The organism is Pseudomonas sp. RIT357, from assembly GCF_000632245.1.
GTDB classification, from domain to species: Bacteria; Pseudomonadota; Gammaproteobacteria; order Pseudomonadales; family Pseudomonadaceae; genus Aquipseudomonas; species Aquipseudomonas sivasensis.
The window spans coordinates 255,414-272,604 of sequence record NZ_JFYX01000049.1; the positions used below are offsets into that span (position 1 = coordinate 255,414).

Consider the following 17,191-nt stretch of genomic DNA (forward strand, 5'->3'; position numbering starts at 1 on the left):
CCCAAGGAAACCGTATGAGCCTGTCCTTGCTAAGCCGTTACGCCTTCTTTGCCGTGTGCGTCATTTTCACCCTCGCCAGCCTTCCCTTTATCCAACACGAATGGCTGTGGCCCATCACCCTGGTCACCGGCGTGTTGAGCCTGATCGGTATCTTCGACCTGTTGCAAAGTCCCCACGCGGTGCGCCGCAACTACCCGATCCTGGGCAATATCCGTTACCTGGTAGAAGCCATCCGCCCGGAAATCCGCCAGTACCTGCTGGAGTCCGACAGCGACGCCCTGCCCTTCTCGCGTTCGCAACGCTCACTGGTTTACTCGCGCGCCAAGAACGAAACCGCCGACAAGCCCTTCGGCACCCTGATTGACGTGTATCAGGCGGGCTTCGAATTTATCGGCCACTCCATGCGCCCCGCGCCGTTGAGTGACCCCAGCGCCTTTCGCGTGATGGTCGGCGGTCCGCAGTGCACGCAGCCGTACTCGGCGTCAGTGTTCAACATATCGGCGATGAGCTTTGGATCATTGAGTGCCAACGCCATCCGCGCGCTCAACCAGGGCGCCAAGCTGGGCAACTTCGCCCATGACACTGGCGAAGGCAGCATCAGCCCCTATCACCGCGAAAACGGCGGTGACCTGACCTGGGAACTGGGCAGCGGCTACTTCGGCTGCCGCACCAGCGACGGCCGCTTCGATCCGGAGCGCTTTGCCGTGCAGGCGCAGAACCCACAGGTGCGCATGATCGAAATCAAGATGAGCCAGGGCGCAAAGCCCGGCCATGGCGGGATCTTGCCCAAGCACAAGGTGACTAAAGAAATCGCCGAGACCCGTGGCATCCTGATGGGCGAAGACTGCATCTCGCCGTCGCGTCACAGTGCGTTCTCCACGCCCATCGAACTGATGCAATTCATCGCCCAACTGCGCGAGCTGTCCGGCGGCAAGCCGGTAGGTTTCAAGTTCTGCCTGGGCCACCCGTGGGAATTCATGGGCATCGCCAAAGCCATGCTCGAAACCGGCATCCTGCCGGACTTTATCGTGGTAGACGGCAAGGAAGGTGGCACCGGCGCGGCGCCCGTGGAGTTCACCGACCATATCGGCGTGCCGCTGCGTGAAGGCCTGTTGTTTGTGCACAACACCCTGGTGGGACTGAACCTGCGCGACAAGATCAAGCTCGGCGCCAGCGGCAAGATCGTCAGCGCCTTCGACATCGCCAGCGTCCTGGCCATCGGCGCCGACTGGGCCAACTCGGCGCGCGGCTTCATGTTCGCCATCGGCTGCATCCAATCGCAAAGCTGTCACACCAACAAATGCCCCACCGGCGTCGCCACCCAAGACCCGCTGCGCCAGCGCGCCCTGGTGGTGCCGGACAAGGCCCAGCGTGTGTTCAACTTCCACCGCAACACCCTCAAGGCCCTGGCCGAGATGCTCGCGGCGGCAGGCCTGGATCATCCGTCGCAACTGTCGGCCAAGCACCTGGTGCGGCGCATGTCGGCGACCGAGATCAAGTTGTTCTCGCAGTTGCATGTGTTCCTCAAGCCCGGCGAGTTGCTCACCGGCGAGGTGAACGGCGAATTCTATTCGCGGATGTGGCAGATGGCGCGTGCGGACAGTTTTGAGCCGAGTGAGATCATTGCGGCTTGATTAGAAACCCCTGTCGGGATGCTCGCGTGGCTGTTTTTTCATGACGATGTACCCGTCCCCACCTTCCACGTAAATGGCATAGAACAGCGTATCGACGATGGGGCGGGCGTCGCGCCCCAGTCGTACGCGGGCAGAATGTTCATGGCTGGCTTGCACCACGTTAGTGATCCCGATCCTGGCCAATGCTTCCGGCAAGAACAGAAAATTGGCCGCCACCAGATAGGGCATGCCCGGCACGATCGAAACGGTGCCGGCAGAGGCCGGCAACCAGTAATCCTGGGCACTGGCGTTAAAGTAAAAAACCCCTACCGACGCCAACGCCGGGGAAGCATTTATCGAGTAGGCCAACTGCGTCATCACGCTGGTTTCCAACGTTTTCTTTAAACTTAGAACCCGCCCGTAACTATAGGAAATAGACACCAGCACAATGATGGGCAGCACCACCAATACCGTCAGATGTCGATGCCGCGCCTTGAGCAACGGGTGTATCACCAGCAGCATGAACATCAGCAGAGGTCCGGCGCCCAACATTGCCCTCGAATCACTGTTTTCATAGAAGAACACCAGCATGATGCCCGGAACGCAAATGATCAGCAGCGGTACGATCGATACATAAGCCAGGCTCATCAGGACTTTAGTGGACGCCTTCGGCCTGTCACGCAATGCCGACCACCATGCCCCTATAAACCCCAGCACAAACAGTATCGCCATCCCCGCAAACAGCCATGCACTGCCGCCGGTGTAGAGCGGACGAATTCTCTCTTCGGCATTCTCCAGGCGCTGGAACACGATGGATACCCAATCGTCACCCCACGCCAGCATCCCCTGGCGTTCCTTGCCCATGAACGGAACCACAACCCATAGATAAAAAAGCGCCGCTGCGGCGGCTTGAGTCAGCTTTTCACCAGCCAATAGCGCCAAGTCACGGGTGTCTTTTTTAGCGTTAATCGCTCTGTACAGCTCGATACAGCACAACCCGACAAACACATTGAGCAGGGGCTGATAAATACACAGCGCACAGCAGAGCAGTACCGTGCCTGCGCCCCACTCGAGGGTTTTTCTTTCGCACTTGAACGTGATCGCAAACATCACCAGCGCCACCCCGACGGTGATCACCGGTCCGTCGTACTTATAGGCAAGATCGCTCAGGAACAGCGGGCTGAAGAACATCGGCAACACCACCGACGCGGAACAAACATTCACGCTGGAAAAGTAATGAAAGGCCAGTTTTCTCAAAGCAAATGCCATGACCACGCACGCCACCAGCAACCCCAGAGGGAACGTATCTGGCGCGCCATTGGACAGAGACAGGGCATGATAAAAACCATCAATTAAAAAACGCCCTTCAGCACGCCACGACGCATATCCGGAGGCCGCTCGAAAACTGTCCTCCACGTAAAAATAGTCGGCCAGGATCAACGGAAACACATAGACCAGCACGGCCACCAAAAAAAATACCAGGCTCTCTTTACTCGACCATTGAGCCGTCATCACTCTGCTCTCCTGCGTTGCTGTGCGTCCATCTATCCACTGCTTCGGGCGCATGCCCCTGGCGACTGACAATGCCTTTAACCACGTAGCGCGGCCGGTGTTTGGCTTCCATATAGATGCGCCCCACATACTCCCCCAATATTCCGATGCCGATCAGTTGCACCCCTCCCAGGAACAGGATCGCCGTCATCAACGACGGATACCCCGGCACGTCGTTGCCGAGCAGCAGCTTGTCCACCACCAGGTATCCGGCGTACACCAGCGCCAGCAACGAAATGCACCCGCCGATGTAACTCCACAGACGCAGCGGCAAGGTGCTGAACGAGGTGATGCCGTCCAGTGCCAGGTTCCACAGTTTCCACGCGTTGAATTTGCTTTGGCCCACACGGCGCGGTGCACGGTCGTATTCAACGATGGCGACGTTAAACCCGGCCCAGGACAACACGCCTTTCATGAACAGTTGCTGTTCCGGCAGGGCCTTGATCACGTCCACCACCTTGCGGTCCATCAACCGGAAGTCGCCGACGTTTTCTTCGATATGGGTGTAGGAAATACGATTGAGCAAGTGATAGAACAGCGACGCGCTATGACGCTTGAAGTAGCCGTCGCTCGCGCGATTGCGCCGTTTGGCCAGCACCACATCGGCGCCGGCCTGCCATTTTTCGATCAACTGCGGGAGCACGCTGACCGGGTCTTGAAGGTCGACGTCCATGGGCACCACGGCGGCGCCCGTGGCGTATTCCAACCCGGCAAACAGCGCGGCTTCCTTACCGAAGTTGCGCGACAGATTCACCAGCGTCACGTGGTTCTCGGCCAGGGCAATCGCGCGGGCGACCTGCTCGGTGCGGTCGCTGCTGCCATCGTTGATAAACACGATATCGACAAGGTGTTCGCACAGGCCGGGTTCTTGCCGGATGGCGCGGTAGAACGCACCGATCGCGTGTTCCTCGTTGAACACCGGCACCACCAGCGTAACCCTCATTGCTCACGCTCACGAAACACCACCCAACGGGACAGCAGGAACCCGCAGACCAGACTCAGCAGCGAGAACACCAGTACCGTGACAACCCCCGGCAGGCGCCAGCGATCCGACAGCCACCCCACGCCCAGGCTCAAACCGCCCATGCACAACATGAACAGCGCATAGCGCGGCCACGAGGCCGGCGTGGCAAAGGTGTAGATCGAATTGACGTAAAAGGAAAAGGTCGCCGCCATGCAGAAAGCCAGGACATTACTGGCCGCCTGACTCAGTTCAAAGGTGGTCCGGAACAAGAAAAACAGCTGCCAGTGGATCACCGTGTTGGCGATACCGATCACTGTGTAGCGACTGAATCCCTTCCACAGTCTGGTCATGCGCGAGTCCCGTCGTGGTCTTCGTCAGCAAGCCACGCCAGGGATGTGTCCGTCTACTGTCAGAATTAACAGGTATCTGACGCGGCAAATTGAGACATTCAGTAATATCCAGCCTTTGCAATTGCTTGGAAATACCGCCAACCTGCGCCCGCCCGACCTGCGGCGTACGACAATTCGCGCCTGCGCCTGTCATTACTAAACCTTTCGTCAAAGAGCCCGCTGCCATGCTGAACGGACGCGACCCGCGCATCGATTTTTTTCGGGGCCTGGCGTTGATCTTCATTTTTTGGGATCACGTTCCCCACAATCCCCTCGGCCAGATCACCCTACGCAATTTCGGTTTCAGCGATGCGGCCGAAGTCTTCGTGTTCCTCGCCGGCTACGCCGCTGTGCTGGCCTACGGCAAGATCCTGCAGCGTGACGGCTATTGGTTCGCCACGCTGAAGATCCTGCGCCGTACCTGGGTGTTGTACGTGGTGCACATCTTCTTGCTGGCGATGCTGATGGGCATCGTGTTCTTCGCCAACAGCCATGTGGAAACCCGCGACCTCGTCGAGGAGATGGGCCTGACGCACTTCGTCACCCACCCGCAGCAGGCGCTGACCGATGAACTTCTGCTGCGCTTCAAGCCCAACCTGATGGACCCGCTGCCGTTGTATATCGTGCTGCTCGGTGGTTTGCCGCTGGTGTTGCCGCTGTTGCTGCGCAAGACCTGGCTGGTGGTGGGCGCGTCGATGACGGTGTACCTGCTGGCGCCGTGGATGGGCTGGAACCTGCGGGCGATTGCCGACGGCGTGTGGTACTTCAACCCGGTGACCTGGCAGTTTCTGTTCATCCTCGGTGGCGCGGCGGCGATTCATGCCAGCCGCGAGCGCCCGGCCGAACTGCGGCCACTGCGCCGGCAGCCGTTGTTCATGGCGGCGGCGATCTACACCCTGGCTGCAGCGGTGCTGACACTGTCGTGGCGCTGGCCCGAAGTGCACGATACGTGGATGCCATCGGCGGTCAGCGATCTGATCTACCCAATCAGCAAGACCGACCTGTCGCCGCTGCGCCTGCTGCACTTCCTCGCACTGGCGTATGTCACCGCCAAGCTGTTGCCCGGACGCGGCTGGACCGACAACTGGCTGGCGCAGCACACCTGCCGCATGGGCCGTTATTCACTGGAAGTGTTTTGCCTGGGCGTCGTGCTGGCGCCGTTGGCCGACATGGTCAATGCGATGGCTGGCGATGCGCTGCTGATGCAACTGCTGACAGCGCTGGTCGGCGCTTCATTGATGGTGATGCTGGGGTTGTGGCTGGAATTCAACAAGCGCCTGGATCAGTCGCACAAGCTGGTCACGCAGGCCAGCTGAAGGCTAAGGCCCGCCGCACGCAGCGGGCCTTGCCAGGCGTCAGGCGGAGTGCACTGGCGCCGCGTTGGCGGTGTTCGGTTGCAGCTTGAACACGTAGAACAACACGGTCAGCAGCACCAGGAAGACTGGACCGACGTACAGCGCAATGCGGGTGTCCGGGAAGTACGCCATCAGGCCCACCACCAGCACCAGAAATGCCAGCGCCAGGTACGAACTGACCGGGTACAGCCACATGCGGTACTTCAGGGCTTTCTGCTCGGCCGGGCTCAGGCTCTTGCGAAACTTGAGCTGGGCCAACAGGATCATCACCCAGGTCCAGATTGCGCCGAAGGTGGCGATGGACGTGACCCAGACGAAAACTTTCTCCGGCACCAGGTAGTTGAGCAGCACGCCGAGCAGCAAGGCGAAGATCGACAGCAGCAAGGCTTTGCGCGGCACGCCGTTGCTCGACGTGGTGGCGAACGCGGCCGGCGCCTGGCCGTTCTGCGCCAGGCTGTAGAGCATGCGCCCGGTGCTGAAGATGCCGCCGTTGCACGACGAGAGCGCCGCCGTGATCACCACGAAGTTGATGATGCCCGCTGCGGTCTTGATGCCCAGACGCTCGAAGGTCATCACGAACGGGCTGCCCTGGGTGCCGATTTCATTCCACGGGTAGATCGACAGGATCACGAACAACGCGCCCACGTAGAACAACAGGATGCGCCAGAACACCGACCCGATTGCGCTCGGAATAGTCTTCTGCGGGTTGCGCGCTTCACCGGCGGTGAGGCCGATCATCTCCACGCCGAGGTAGGCGAACATCACCATCTGCAGCGACATCAGCACACCCTGCACGCCATTGGGCATGAAGCCGCCATGGGCCCACAGGTTCGAAATCCCCAGCGCCACGCCGTCGTTGCCAAAGCCGAAGGCGATGATGCCGACGCCGCCGATCACCATGGCAATGATGGTGACGATCTTGATCAGCGCGAACCAGAACTCGAACTCACCAAAGGCTTTTACCGCGATCAGGTTGATGGTGCCCATGCTGATCAACGCCGCCAGGGCCCAGATCCAGCGCGGGGTGTCGGGGAACCACACGCCCATGTACACCGCCACGGCGGTGATCTCGGCCACACAGGTCACCAGCCACAGGAACCAATAATTCCAGCCGGTCAGAAAGCCCGCCAACGGGCCGAGATAATCCTGGGCATAACGACTGAACGAGCCGGCCACCGGGTTATGCACGGCCATTTCGCCGAGGGCGCGCATGATCACCAGGATGGCCAGGCCGCCGATGATGTAGGAGAGCATGATGGCCGGGCCGGCCATTTCGATGGCCTTGGCCGAGCCGAGGAACAGGCCGACACCGATACAGGCGCCGAGCGCCATCAGGCGGATATGCCGCTCACCCAGTTCGCGTTTGAGCGGGCCGCCCGAAGCGGTCTCGCCATGGGGCAGGTGGTTGCCGACTGGCATAGGGATACAACCTCGTCTTGTTATTGGATATGAGCCTCCGAGTCCAGCACGTCGCGGCGGGTCTGCCGTGACATGCCATCGCCGGTTCACCTTGTGGGCAAACCGGTCCGGCGGGGCCAGATCGGGGGGATGCAGTATAAAAAGCTCAACCCAGTGATTTTCACTCTATAAAAGGCAATATTCAGCGGGAATTGCCGCCTTAATACGATTTAGCGGTGGGAGTATCGCACACCAATGGTGCGACCCTTCAAGCCACCTACGCTGTCATCGGGCTTTGCCCATGCCCGGCCCGGTCGATAAATTCCTCACGCAAGCCAATCAGCGTCTACGCTTGAGACAAGTCCGATCAATCTGCCGGGATGGGATCAATCGACTATGGGCGCTTTATGGCAAACCGATTCAACCAAAGCTGCGGCGCCTGCCGACAGCGAGGATGAACAGCCATTGCCACGACGCCCCCGCAAGCGGTTGTACAGGTGGCGAATGGTGTGGCTGCTACTGGTGATCGCGCTGATCGCCGCAGCGTATGTCGCCCAGCGCGAAATGCGCAGCGCCGACTGGCAGTCCCGCGAACTGAGCCGTCTGGCCACGACCCTCAGCTACACGGTGGAGCCCGGCGCCAGCGACCGCATCGTGTACCCCGGTGAAGGGCCCTTCGACAAACGCCTGGGCTACAGCGCCATCGATGAATTCCTGCCACGCCTGCTCAAGCGCAATTTCCTGATCCAGAGCCAGGCGCAGTTTTCCGACGCCTTGATGGACTACACCGCCCACGGGCTGTTTGTGCCCTACGCCGAAAAAATCCAGGCCGGCCTGTCGATCAACGACTGCCGCGCCACGCCGCTGTACCAGTTCAGCTACCCCCAGCAGTTTTACCCGGACTTCACCGCGATCCCGCCGGTGGTGGTCAGCAGCCTGCTGTTCATCGAAAACCGTGACCTGCTGGACCCCGCACAGCCCCAGGCCAACCCGGCGGTGGATTGGCCGCGCTTCGCCAAGGCCGCGTGGTCGCAAGTCGCCCGCGTGCTGCACCTGCCCGGGCAAAGCGCCGGCGGCAGCACCCTCGCCACCCAACTGGAAAAATACCGCCACTCCCCCGACGGCCTGACCCTGTCCGGTAGCGAGAAGCTGCGCCAGATGTTTTCTGCCAGCGTGCGCGCCTACCAGGACGGCCCGCAGACCTTGCTCGCGCGCCAGAACGTCGTGCGCGATTACCTCAACAGCGTTCCGCTGTCCGCCGTGCCTGGCCATGGTGAAGTGCACGGCATGGCCGAAGGTCTGCGGGTGTGGTACGGCGCCGACTTCAAGCGCACCAATGCGCTGCTGGCCGACGCCGGCACTGGCAACCTCGAGCAAAAAGGTGTGGCCCTGCGCGAAGTCTTGTCGCTGATGATCGCCCAGCGCCGGCCGTCCCATTACTTGTCCAAAGGCCGCCCGGAACTTGCGGACCTGACCGACAGCCACCTGCGTCTGCTCAAACAGAACGGCGTCATCGAACCGGCCCTGGCCGATGCCGCGCTGGCGAGTCAGGTGACGTACCGCGACTGGCAGCAGCAACCGACCTTGCAACCGATCGAGACCAACAAGGGCATCAGTGTGGCGCGCAGTCGCCTGGCCGCGCTGCTCAACCGATCGCTGTACGACCTCGACCGCCTCGATCTGGCCGCCACCAGCACCTTGCAGAACGACCTGCAAACCCAGGCCACCGCCTACCTCAAGCAGCTCGCTGACCCTGCCTTCGCCGCGCAACTGGGTCTGCTCGGGCCACGGCTGCTGACGCCGGCCAGCACCGCGCAAGTGCGCTACAGCTTCACCCTATACGAGATGACCGCCGACGGTGCACGGGTGCGTGTGCAGACCGACAACACCGACCAACCCTTCGACATCAACGAGAGCAGCAAGCTGGAATTGGGCTCCACCGCCAAGCTACGGGTACTGACCACCTACTTACAGATCATCAGCGAACTGCATGATCGCTATGGCGCACAGCCCGCCGCCGCACTGAAAAAAGTCAGCGTCGACGAGCAGGATCGCCTGTCGCGCTGGGCCGTGGACTACTTGGCGCAAAGCACCGACCGCAGCCTCGCGAAGATGCTCGACGCAGCCCTCGACCGGCAGTATTCCGCCAGCCCTGGCGAGAGCTTTTTCACCGGTGGCGGCCTGCACCGCTTCCACAATTTTCGCAACGAAGACAATGGTCGCAGCCCGAGCCTGCGCGATGCCCTGCGCGAGTCGATCAACCTGCCGTTCATTCGCCTGATGCGCGACCTAGTGCGTTACAGCACCTACCACGGCCCCAACAACAGCGCCGAGTTGCTCAAGGACGACAGCGACCCGCGCCGCCAGGAATACCTGGCCCAGTTCGCCGACCGTGAGGGCACCACCTTTCTGCTGCGTTTCTGGAAACGCTACCGCAACAAGGACACCCAGGCGCGGCTCGACACCTTCCTCGACAGCATGCACCCCACCGCCATACGCCTGGCCGCCGTGCACCGCTACCTGCTGCCCCAGGCCAGCCAGCAGAGTTTCAACGGGTTCGTGCGCGCTCACCTCAAGAGCAAGGAACCGGAAAAACTCAGCGACGAGCGCCTGACCAAGCTCTATCAGGCCTACGGCCCCGGCGCCTACGACCTGCCGGACCAAGGCTACATCGCCAAGGTCCATCCGCTGGAATTGTGGCTGCTCGGCTACTTGCTGGAACACCCCGACGCCACCTTCACCCAGGCCGTCGCCGCCAGTGAGCATGAGCGCCAGGAAGTCTATGGCTGGCTGTTCAAGAGCCGCCACAAGAGCGCCCGTGACAGTCGCATCCGCACCATGCTGGAAATCGAAGCGTTTCTGGATATTCACCAGCGCTGGCAGGCAGTCGGCTACCCCTTCGACCATCTGGTGCCATCGCTGGCCACGGCCATCGGCAGCTCCGGCGACCGCCCCGCTGCGCTGGCGGAATTGGTGGGGATCATCCTCAACGACGGCGTGCGCGAACCGACCCTGCGCATCGACAGCCTGCATTTTGCCGCCGACACCCCCTATGAAACCCGCCTGGTCAACAACCCCGATCGCGGCAAACGCGTGATGCCCAGCGAAGTCGCCACCGCCCTGCGTGGCGCGTTGTCGCAAGTGGTGGACGCCGGCACCGCCAAACGCGTGGCCGGCAGTTTCAAGCTGACTGACGGCACACCCTTGATCATGGGCGGCAAGACCGGTACCGGCGACAACCGCATCGAAGCCATCGGCGCCGGTGGGCGTGTGCTCAGTTCCAAGTCCATCAACCGCACCGCGACGTTCGTGTTCTATATCGGCGAGCACCACTTCGGCACCCTCACCGCATTCGTTCCGGGCAGTTCGGCGCAGCAATTCACGTTCACGTCGGCGCTGCCGGTGCAGGTGCTCAAGGGTATGGCACCGATCCTCACGCCTTACCTGCAACCTGACGCGCAGACCCTGTGCCAACCGCCGAAACAGGGTGTTAGTTATGCGCATCTTTCATTCGAATAACGGGTGCTCAACGCACCGAACCGCCCAGGATTTTGAGCTTTTGTTCTAGTCTTCAGTGGATACGCTAATGGCTTCGAATCCCTTAGCGAGCGCCATTGCATGCCCGAATCCCCCCCTCCTGCCAGTCCTCTGGCAACGCCCTACAAGGGGCCTCATTACGCGCTGATCCAGCAGAGAATTCCCGACTGGCTCACCACCGCCGTCCCCGCCCGAATCAGCCTGTTCAACAGCACCACGCTGTCCCGACCGGACTGGTACGCCAGCGCCTCACCCGATCAACACAACACGCTGCAGCTGGCGAATGCCGAGGGCTGGCGCGCACAAAACGCCGTGGACCAACACCTTCGCGACGTGCAGGACCTGTATGGTTTTTCCGAGCCGCTGTTGCAGGAGGCCATCCGCGAAAAACACGGCCTGGATCTGAACGTCAAAACCACCTACCTCAACCTGTATATCCCCACGCAACTGCCCTGGTATGCGTTGGATATTTCCAAGGGGGTGACCACCCGCAGGGTGTCGTTGCTGGATGCGGCGTTGCATAACTTCGCCGCCGGTGAAAGCTTTGAAAAAGACTCCTGCTACATCACCCAACCGGACGCCCGAGGCCACTTCGACATCCTGCCACTGGCCGAGCGAATGCCCCTTCTGCAGTTCAAGACGCTGTGCCGCGAACTGAACCTCGGCGCCCGCTATCAACAGCACCTGAACCAGCATCTGTTGCCGACCGACCTCGCCCTGCGTGCCACGCTCAAGACCCGCATCATTGCCAGCCAAAAGGCCGCGCTCAAGGCTGCCGCGCAATTGGCCGTGCTGAAAAAGGACCTGGGGCCCGCGGCGTGCGCAGTGCTGCTGCAAGCGCTGCGCGGTGAGCGTGGGGTGCTGCAGTTCTACCGTTTGAACATCCTGGATGCGCCACTGGCCGGCATACTGCTGATTGCGGCGGATTTGGACCGCGTGTCCAGCGTGTCGAAACTGATCGCCTACATCCCTCATGACCCCGAAAGTCCCGTCAAGGAATACGACTCCAGCGTGGCGTTCATGACGGATCTGACACGCAAGCTGCACGCCAACGCAGCGATCCCATCACGCGGCCAGCAAACCTATCAGCAGTTCTTCAGCGAGTTTGTCGGGCATAACCGACGCGGGCACTTCTTTGCCGGGCTGGGCCAACGGCTGCCATTTTCAGCCATCAGGATCGACGCAGACCTTTGGGAACACCGCTACCAGCAGGCGCTGAATAAAATCCTCAATGACGGGCGCAGCATGGCGGTGTCCACCTCCGATGCCGACAGCGCCGAGCGTTGGGCCTGGTGGGACAACGCCACGAAAATGATCACGGATATCTTCAACGCCGCCCTGATGGTGATCACGCCGTTCGTGCCGTTTCTCGGTGAGTTGATGCTGGCCTACACCGTTTATCAATTGAGCAGCGAGATCATTGAAGGGGTCGTCGACCTGGCCGAGGGCCAATATCGCGAAGCCGCCGAACATGTGGTGAGCGTGACCAGCGAGGTGGTGCAACTGGGCACGTTTGCCGCCGGCGCCGCCGTGGGCGGTGCGTTGCGGCGCTCACTGTTCGTCGATGATCTGCGGGTGGTCGAGGTCAACGGGCAACCACGCCTGTGGAACCCGGATCTGGCGCCCTATGCCCGGCATGATCTGCAATTGCCGGCCGATGCACAGCCCGACGCGCTGGGTCTTCACGAGCATCAGAACCAACGCATCCTGCGCCTGAAGGACCGCCATTACGTGGTCGCGCACGAGGCCGCCAGTGACACCTACCGCATCCAGCACCCGACCCGCCCCGAGGCCTATTCCCCGCGACTCGAACACAATGACAACGGCGCCTGGCTGCATGAAGGAGAAGACCCGCGCACCTGGGACAGCGCGGCGCTGCACGAGCGCCTTGGTCCTCTTCTGGTGGAAGGCCTCACTCCCGCGCAACGGGCACAAGCCTGCGCCACCAGCGGAACTCACGACGGCGCCCTGCGCATGATGTATGCCGACCGCTCCCCTCCTCCGCCACTGCTGGCCGACAGCCTCAAGCGCCTGCAACTGCGTCGGCACGTCGAACAGACACCCCAGCGCATCCGCACCGGCGCCCCGGCCGAGCTGCCGACCAACTGGTCGGTGCAAACCACCACGGAGTTACCTGGCTGGCCGTCGCACAAAGCCATCGACGTGTTCATCGAACCGGACCTGAGCGGCTACGCCATGCGTTATGGCGCCGCCGATGCATTGCCCGCCGACACCCTGAACATCAGCCATGCGCAGGTGCAGGCCGGCTCGTTGCCGGAGCGAATCCTCGCGTTTCTCAACGAAAAGGAACTCGACGCCCTGCTGCCCTCGCCCCTGCCCGAGACCCAAACCGCGCGGGTCGCGGCGCTGCGCAACCAACTGGCCGATCGGCTCACGCCACACACCGTTGCGATGTTCAATCACCTCTACAGCGCACGCGAAGTGCTCGACACCCCTCACGGTCAACTGATTCAACAGCAGTTCCCGCAGTTGCCCGCAGAGCTGGTGACGACGCTGCTACTGCGCACATCGCCCCAGGAACTGGACGTGATGAGCCGTGAACAGCGCATCCCTCTGCGCCTGAAAAACCTCGCACGGGAACTGGCCAACGAAGTCCGCGCCAGCCACGCCAGTGAAGGCTTGCATGACGATGCCCTGCTGACGCCGGACACCGAGCGCATGGTCCTCAATCTCCTGCGTCTGAACACCGATGCTCTGGGGGACCTGAGTATCGCCATCCATGAGCAATCGCCGGAGGGCGCCTTGCGGTGTCGGGTAGGCCCGGCGGCGGCCGTCACACAGAAAGTCCTGATCTACCAGGGTCAGGGCCGCTACCAGATCCACGGGGTACCGGCGTCGACACCGCCCGCGCACTACCGTTTTTTCGAAGCGCTGTTGCGCGTGCTTCCTGACGGGGCTGTTGATTTGCGCCCTGGCCAGGGTGAAAACCTCAAGGCCTGGCTCAGGGCGCAACTTGAACCATTGGCCGTGCGCCGCACCCTGCTGGAACCGCCGACCGGGCGCCTGGCCGACGACCGCAGCACCCAACGCCTGCTGCAAAAACCTGGCTTCGAGGCCTTCCGCCGCCTGTTTCGCAGGCAACCCACCCCGGCACCGACGCCCGCAGAGACCCTGACCAAGCTGTGCCCACGACTGAACGCAGAAGAGATCGCCAGCGTCTCGCCGTTCCTCGACACTGCGCAAGGTAAGGCGCTGCTGGGCACGCTGGAGGCCGACCACCGGTTGCTGGGCGAAGACCTGCGCAGCCTCCGCAAACAGCGTCCTCTCGGCGCGGTCGGCAGCGTGCTCGCGCAAAACGAGCTGCTCATGCGCGGGCTGATCATCAAAGAGTTGCAAAGCTGCTGGGAAGACGGCGCCTACCTGCGCATGTTGCCGCCACAACCACAGCCGCGCGGCACGCTCCTGGACTTGAGCAATCTGGTGCTGGGGCGCTACGTGCAACACATGGAGCCGCTGCGGGCGGACTTCAGCCATGTCACCCGCCTGAACCTGAGCGGCACGCGTCTGAAGGACGAGGAAATGGGCTTTCTCGACAATTTCCCCGCCACGCGCATCGTCGACCTGTCCGAGAATGAACTGGCCGGTGTGCCGTCCCAACTGACCGACATGAAAGCACTGACCGCGCTGAACCTGCGCGACAACCCGATCCGCTGGGGCCGCTACGACTACGAGGCACTCAAGCACCTGCCCTTGCTCCGCTCGCTGAACCTGGAGGGCAACGCATTGATGAGCGTGCCGCCGGACATCGGCCCGCTGCCCGAACTGCGGCGACTGACCTTGCGCAGGACCGGCATCAGCCAATGGCCGGCGGGCCTCGACAGTCCAAGGCTGGCCATCCCTGAGTTGGACCTGACCCACACCCGAATCACCAGCGTTCCACCGTTCGCCGAAGATTCGGTGGGCGCGCGCATCGTCGCCAGCAGTTGGCTCGACCGCAGCCGCCTGGAACCGGCAGACGAAGATCGCGTGGTCGCGTATCGGCGTGCCTTCGGTTTCGATCCCTACCGCACCACGCCGCGCAGCAAGCCGTCCGACCGTGAATACTGGCTGATTGGCTTGAGCGGCGACGCGCGCGACGAGGCCATCAAAGTCTGGGAGGACGTGGAACAGGAGCATGGCTCCCAGGGCTTGTTTGACCTGTTCAAACTGCTGAGTCCACCCGTGGAGTTCCAGACCGAGATCGACGCGCAACTGTTCCAGCAGGGGCGGGAAGATTTGGCCATCCGGGTGTGGCAGTTGCTGTTCACGGTGGACCAGAACCCGAGCTTTCGTGAACGCATCTTCAGCCTGGCCGCGACGCCGCCCAATTGCGCGGATGCCGGCGCGCATATATTCAATCGCATGGGCGTCGAAACCCTGCTTGAGCAGATCCTCAAGGACGACGCCCCACTGGCTTTGCTCCAGCGCGAAAGCCGCCTGGTAAAACTGGCGCGGCAAGCCTGGCGCCTGGACCAAGTCAACCGTCTGGCCCGCGAAGAAGTGCGGCGCCGTACCCTGCCGATCAACGAAGGCGGCCTGGGACAAACACTGGGCATCGGTCAAGGCCAGGTGGATGACGTGCAGGTGTACCTCGCCTATCAAACTGGGCTGAAGGAACGCCTGGACTTGCCATGGCTGTCTGAACACATGGTGTATCGCAACACGGCCCAGGTCACTCAGGCCCATCTCGACCGAGCGGCGCACGCCATTCGCCAGCTGCAACAAGGCGATGGTCTGATCAATGGCCTGCTGGAGCAGCCGTTCTGGAGCGATTATCTGCACGAGGCCTATCTGGGCGCCTTCAACGCCCAGCGAAGGCTGCGCACGGAGGCCGGCAGCCACCTGCAGGACCTGCTCGAATTGCACGAGCAATGGGTCGCTACGCCGACGGACAGTGTGCGCGAGCAGTTGACCCGCCTGGCCGACGATCTGGTGATCCCGTACAGCGTGGTGCTTACTGAAGAGGCGTTTTCAGACAGCACGGTGCTGGGTTTCTACGACCATATCCAGCATGACTATAACGAGCTGGCGCGGCGTTTGACCCGTGAAGCCTTGCTCAAGGCCAGCACCGAGTAGGCAATCACGGCGCCAGGAAATCGAACACCAGGTGCACCGTGCCGTAGTACTCGCCGCCGCGATAGCCGCCTTCGGGCTCTACGGCGGCGATGTCCAGCTCGGCCCGGCGTCCCACTCGAGCTTCAGCGGCGCCGACCACTTCCACCGGGTCGAGGGTCAGCGCTACCTGGTTGAACTGCACCTGCAGGTCGATACGGTTACGCCCGTTAAACAAGTACGGCTCGGCCCCAAGGCGGGCCGCGACGCCGCCGTTGAGGTGCTTGACGTCGAAGTTCTTGCGCAGGCGGCTCAGTTGCGAGGTCACCAGGTTCCACGCCAGCAGTTGGTCCTGGCCCATCCAGTCAGGTTCGGACGGCAGCACATAGGCCTCGTTTACCGGGATGGTCACCGAGACATCGAACGAGTGACGTTCCTGGATCGCCGAGGTGGGTGCGCCCGCCAGCATGCAGGCCGCCAGTACACCGAATCTTGTCAGCTGCTTGAACATCATGATCACCCGTTAGTCTTCTCGACCTTCAGCGGTTTTTTATCCAGCCCTTCCACCAGCACGAAGCTGTAGCGCCGGCCCGGTTTTTTCTCGAACGTCAGTTGTCGCTCGGGCAGGATGTGGTGCTTGGTGGTCGGCACGCAGTCAGTGGGGTTGGTCACCGAACAGTCGTGGAACTCGTCGAGCACCACGGTGCTGTTGCCCGCGTTACGCAGTTGGTATTGGTCAGGCCTCTCGTTGATGCGGGTGTCGAACCGCGCATCCTTGGGCCGTACGAAAAACACCGTGCCGTAGCCGGCCATCACGTTGATCCCGGCCGCCAGGTGATCCTTATAGTCGGCGCGCTCCTCGTCGCTGATACCGAAGTTGTCGTCCTTTTCCGGGACCACGGGGATAAAGCGCAGGCGGAAATAGCGTTCCTTGTCGCGCGGCCCCATGTACAACAGGCGAGTGCCCTGGCGGCCGTTTACCGGCACGATCAGTCGCGACGGGCTGGCCATCAGGCCGTCGCGACTGGTCGTGACGCCCTTGTCATCGATGATCGAGGGCACCGGGATTTCGCGGGTGGTGCCATCTGCGTTGTAGACAATTTCCAACACGTTGACCTTGATGAACGCGGTGCTGGTGCCGCCATTGAACACACGCTTGAGGTAGGAACTGCGATCACTTTCGAGGTAGTCGTAAACCACCCCGACGTTGATCAGCGGCCCGGCCTGGACGGTGAGCGACATCAGGCACAACCCGATCCATAACACTGCTTGTTTCATCGTTTACTTCGCCTCGTTGATTGACTGCGACGGGCCTGGCCCGCCGTTGGAGTG

General features: G+C 61.8%; 10 protein-coding genes. 4 read left to right on the forward strand and 6 right to left on the reverse strand.

What is annotated here, in order from left to right:
• The first annotated feature begins 14 nt into the window (after positions 1-14).
• Positions 15-1,634 carry an FMN-binding glutamate synthase family protein gene (locus tag BW43_RS00120; protein ID WP_032891850.1) on the forward strand — a complete coding sequence of 540 codons (1,620 nt, stop codon included), beginning with the start codon at positions 15-17 and terminating at the stop codon, positions 1,632-1,634.
• Here the strand turns inward: BW43_RS00120 and BW43_RS00115 are convergent, their stop codons facing one another.
• Genes BW43_RS00115 through BW43_RS00105 form a run of 3 tightly spaced genes read right to left on the reverse strand, consistent with a single transcriptional unit; the run spans position 1,635 to position 4,478 of the window.
• The gene (locus BW43_RS00115) at positions 1,635-3,125 is read right to left on the reverse strand and encodes a glucosyltransferase domain-containing protein (protein ID WP_032891852.1); all 1,491 of its coding nucleotides are present in this window, start codon (positions 3,123-3,125) and stop codon (positions 1,635-1,637) included.
• Entirely contained in the window at positions 3,103-4,107 is a 1,005-nt protein-coding gene (locus BW43_RS00110) for a glycosyltransferase family 2 protein (RefSeq protein WP_032891853.1), read from the reverse strand. The genes BW43_RS00115 and BW43_RS00110 overlap by 23 nt, the downstream gene beginning before the upstream one ends.
• Complete coding sequence (locus BW43_RS00105) at positions 4,104-4,478, reverse strand: GtrA family protein (protein ID WP_032891855.1); 375 nt, start codon at positions 4,476-4,478, stop codon at positions 4,104-4,106. The genes BW43_RS00110 and BW43_RS00105 overlap by 4 nt, the downstream gene beginning before the upstream one ends.
• Before the next feature lie 224 nt (positions 4,479-4,702).
• On the opposite strand from BW43_RS00105, the gene BW43_RS00100 reads away from it, so the two are divergent.
• Entirely contained in the window at positions 4,703-5,833 is a 1,131-nt protein-coding gene (locus tag BW43_RS00100; protein WP_032891857.1) for an OpgC family protein, read from the forward strand.
• Positions 5,834-5,872: 39 nt separating this feature from the next.
• Here BW43_RS00100 and BW43_RS00095 read toward each other — a convergent pair whose 3' ends face one another.
• Positions 5,873-7,291, reverse strand: a complete 1,419-nt coding sequence (locus BW43_RS00095) for an amino acid permease (RefSeq protein ID WP_032891858.1) — start codon at positions 7,289-7,291, stop codon at positions 5,873-5,875.
• Positions 7,292-7,666: 375 nt separating this feature from the next.
• On the opposite strand from BW43_RS00095, the gene BW43_RS00090 reads away from it, so the two are divergent.
• The gene (locus BW43_RS00090) at positions 7,667-10,789 is read left to right on the forward strand and encodes a transglycosylase domain-containing protein (protein WP_050442884.1); all 3,123 of its coding nucleotides are present in this window, start codon (positions 7,667-7,669) and stop codon (positions 10,787-10,789) included.
• Between the two features lie 99 nt (positions 10,790-10,888).
• On the forward strand, positions 10,889-15,883 hold the full coding sequence (locus BW43_RS00085) for an NEL-type E3 ubiquitin ligase domain-containing protein (RefSeq protein ID WP_032891859.1): 4,995 nt from the start codon (positions 10,889-10,891) through the stop codon (positions 15,881-15,883).
• A 4-nt stretch (positions 15,884-15,887) separates the two neighbouring features.
• Here BW43_RS00085 and BW43_RS00080 read toward each other — a convergent pair whose 3' ends face one another.
• On the reverse strand, positions 15,888-16,370 hold the full coding sequence (locus BW43_RS00080; RefSeq protein WP_032891885.1) for a CS1 type fimbrial major subunit: 483 nt from the start codon (positions 16,368-16,370) through the stop codon (positions 15,888-15,890).
• 5 nt (positions 16,371-16,375) lie between these two features.
• A complete protein-coding gene (locus BW43_RS00075) occupies positions 16,376-17,137 on the reverse strand; it encodes a pilus assembly protein (protein WP_032891860.1) in 762 nt (253 codons plus the stop codon).
• Between the last annotated feature and the right edge of the window lie 54 nt (positions 17,138-17,191).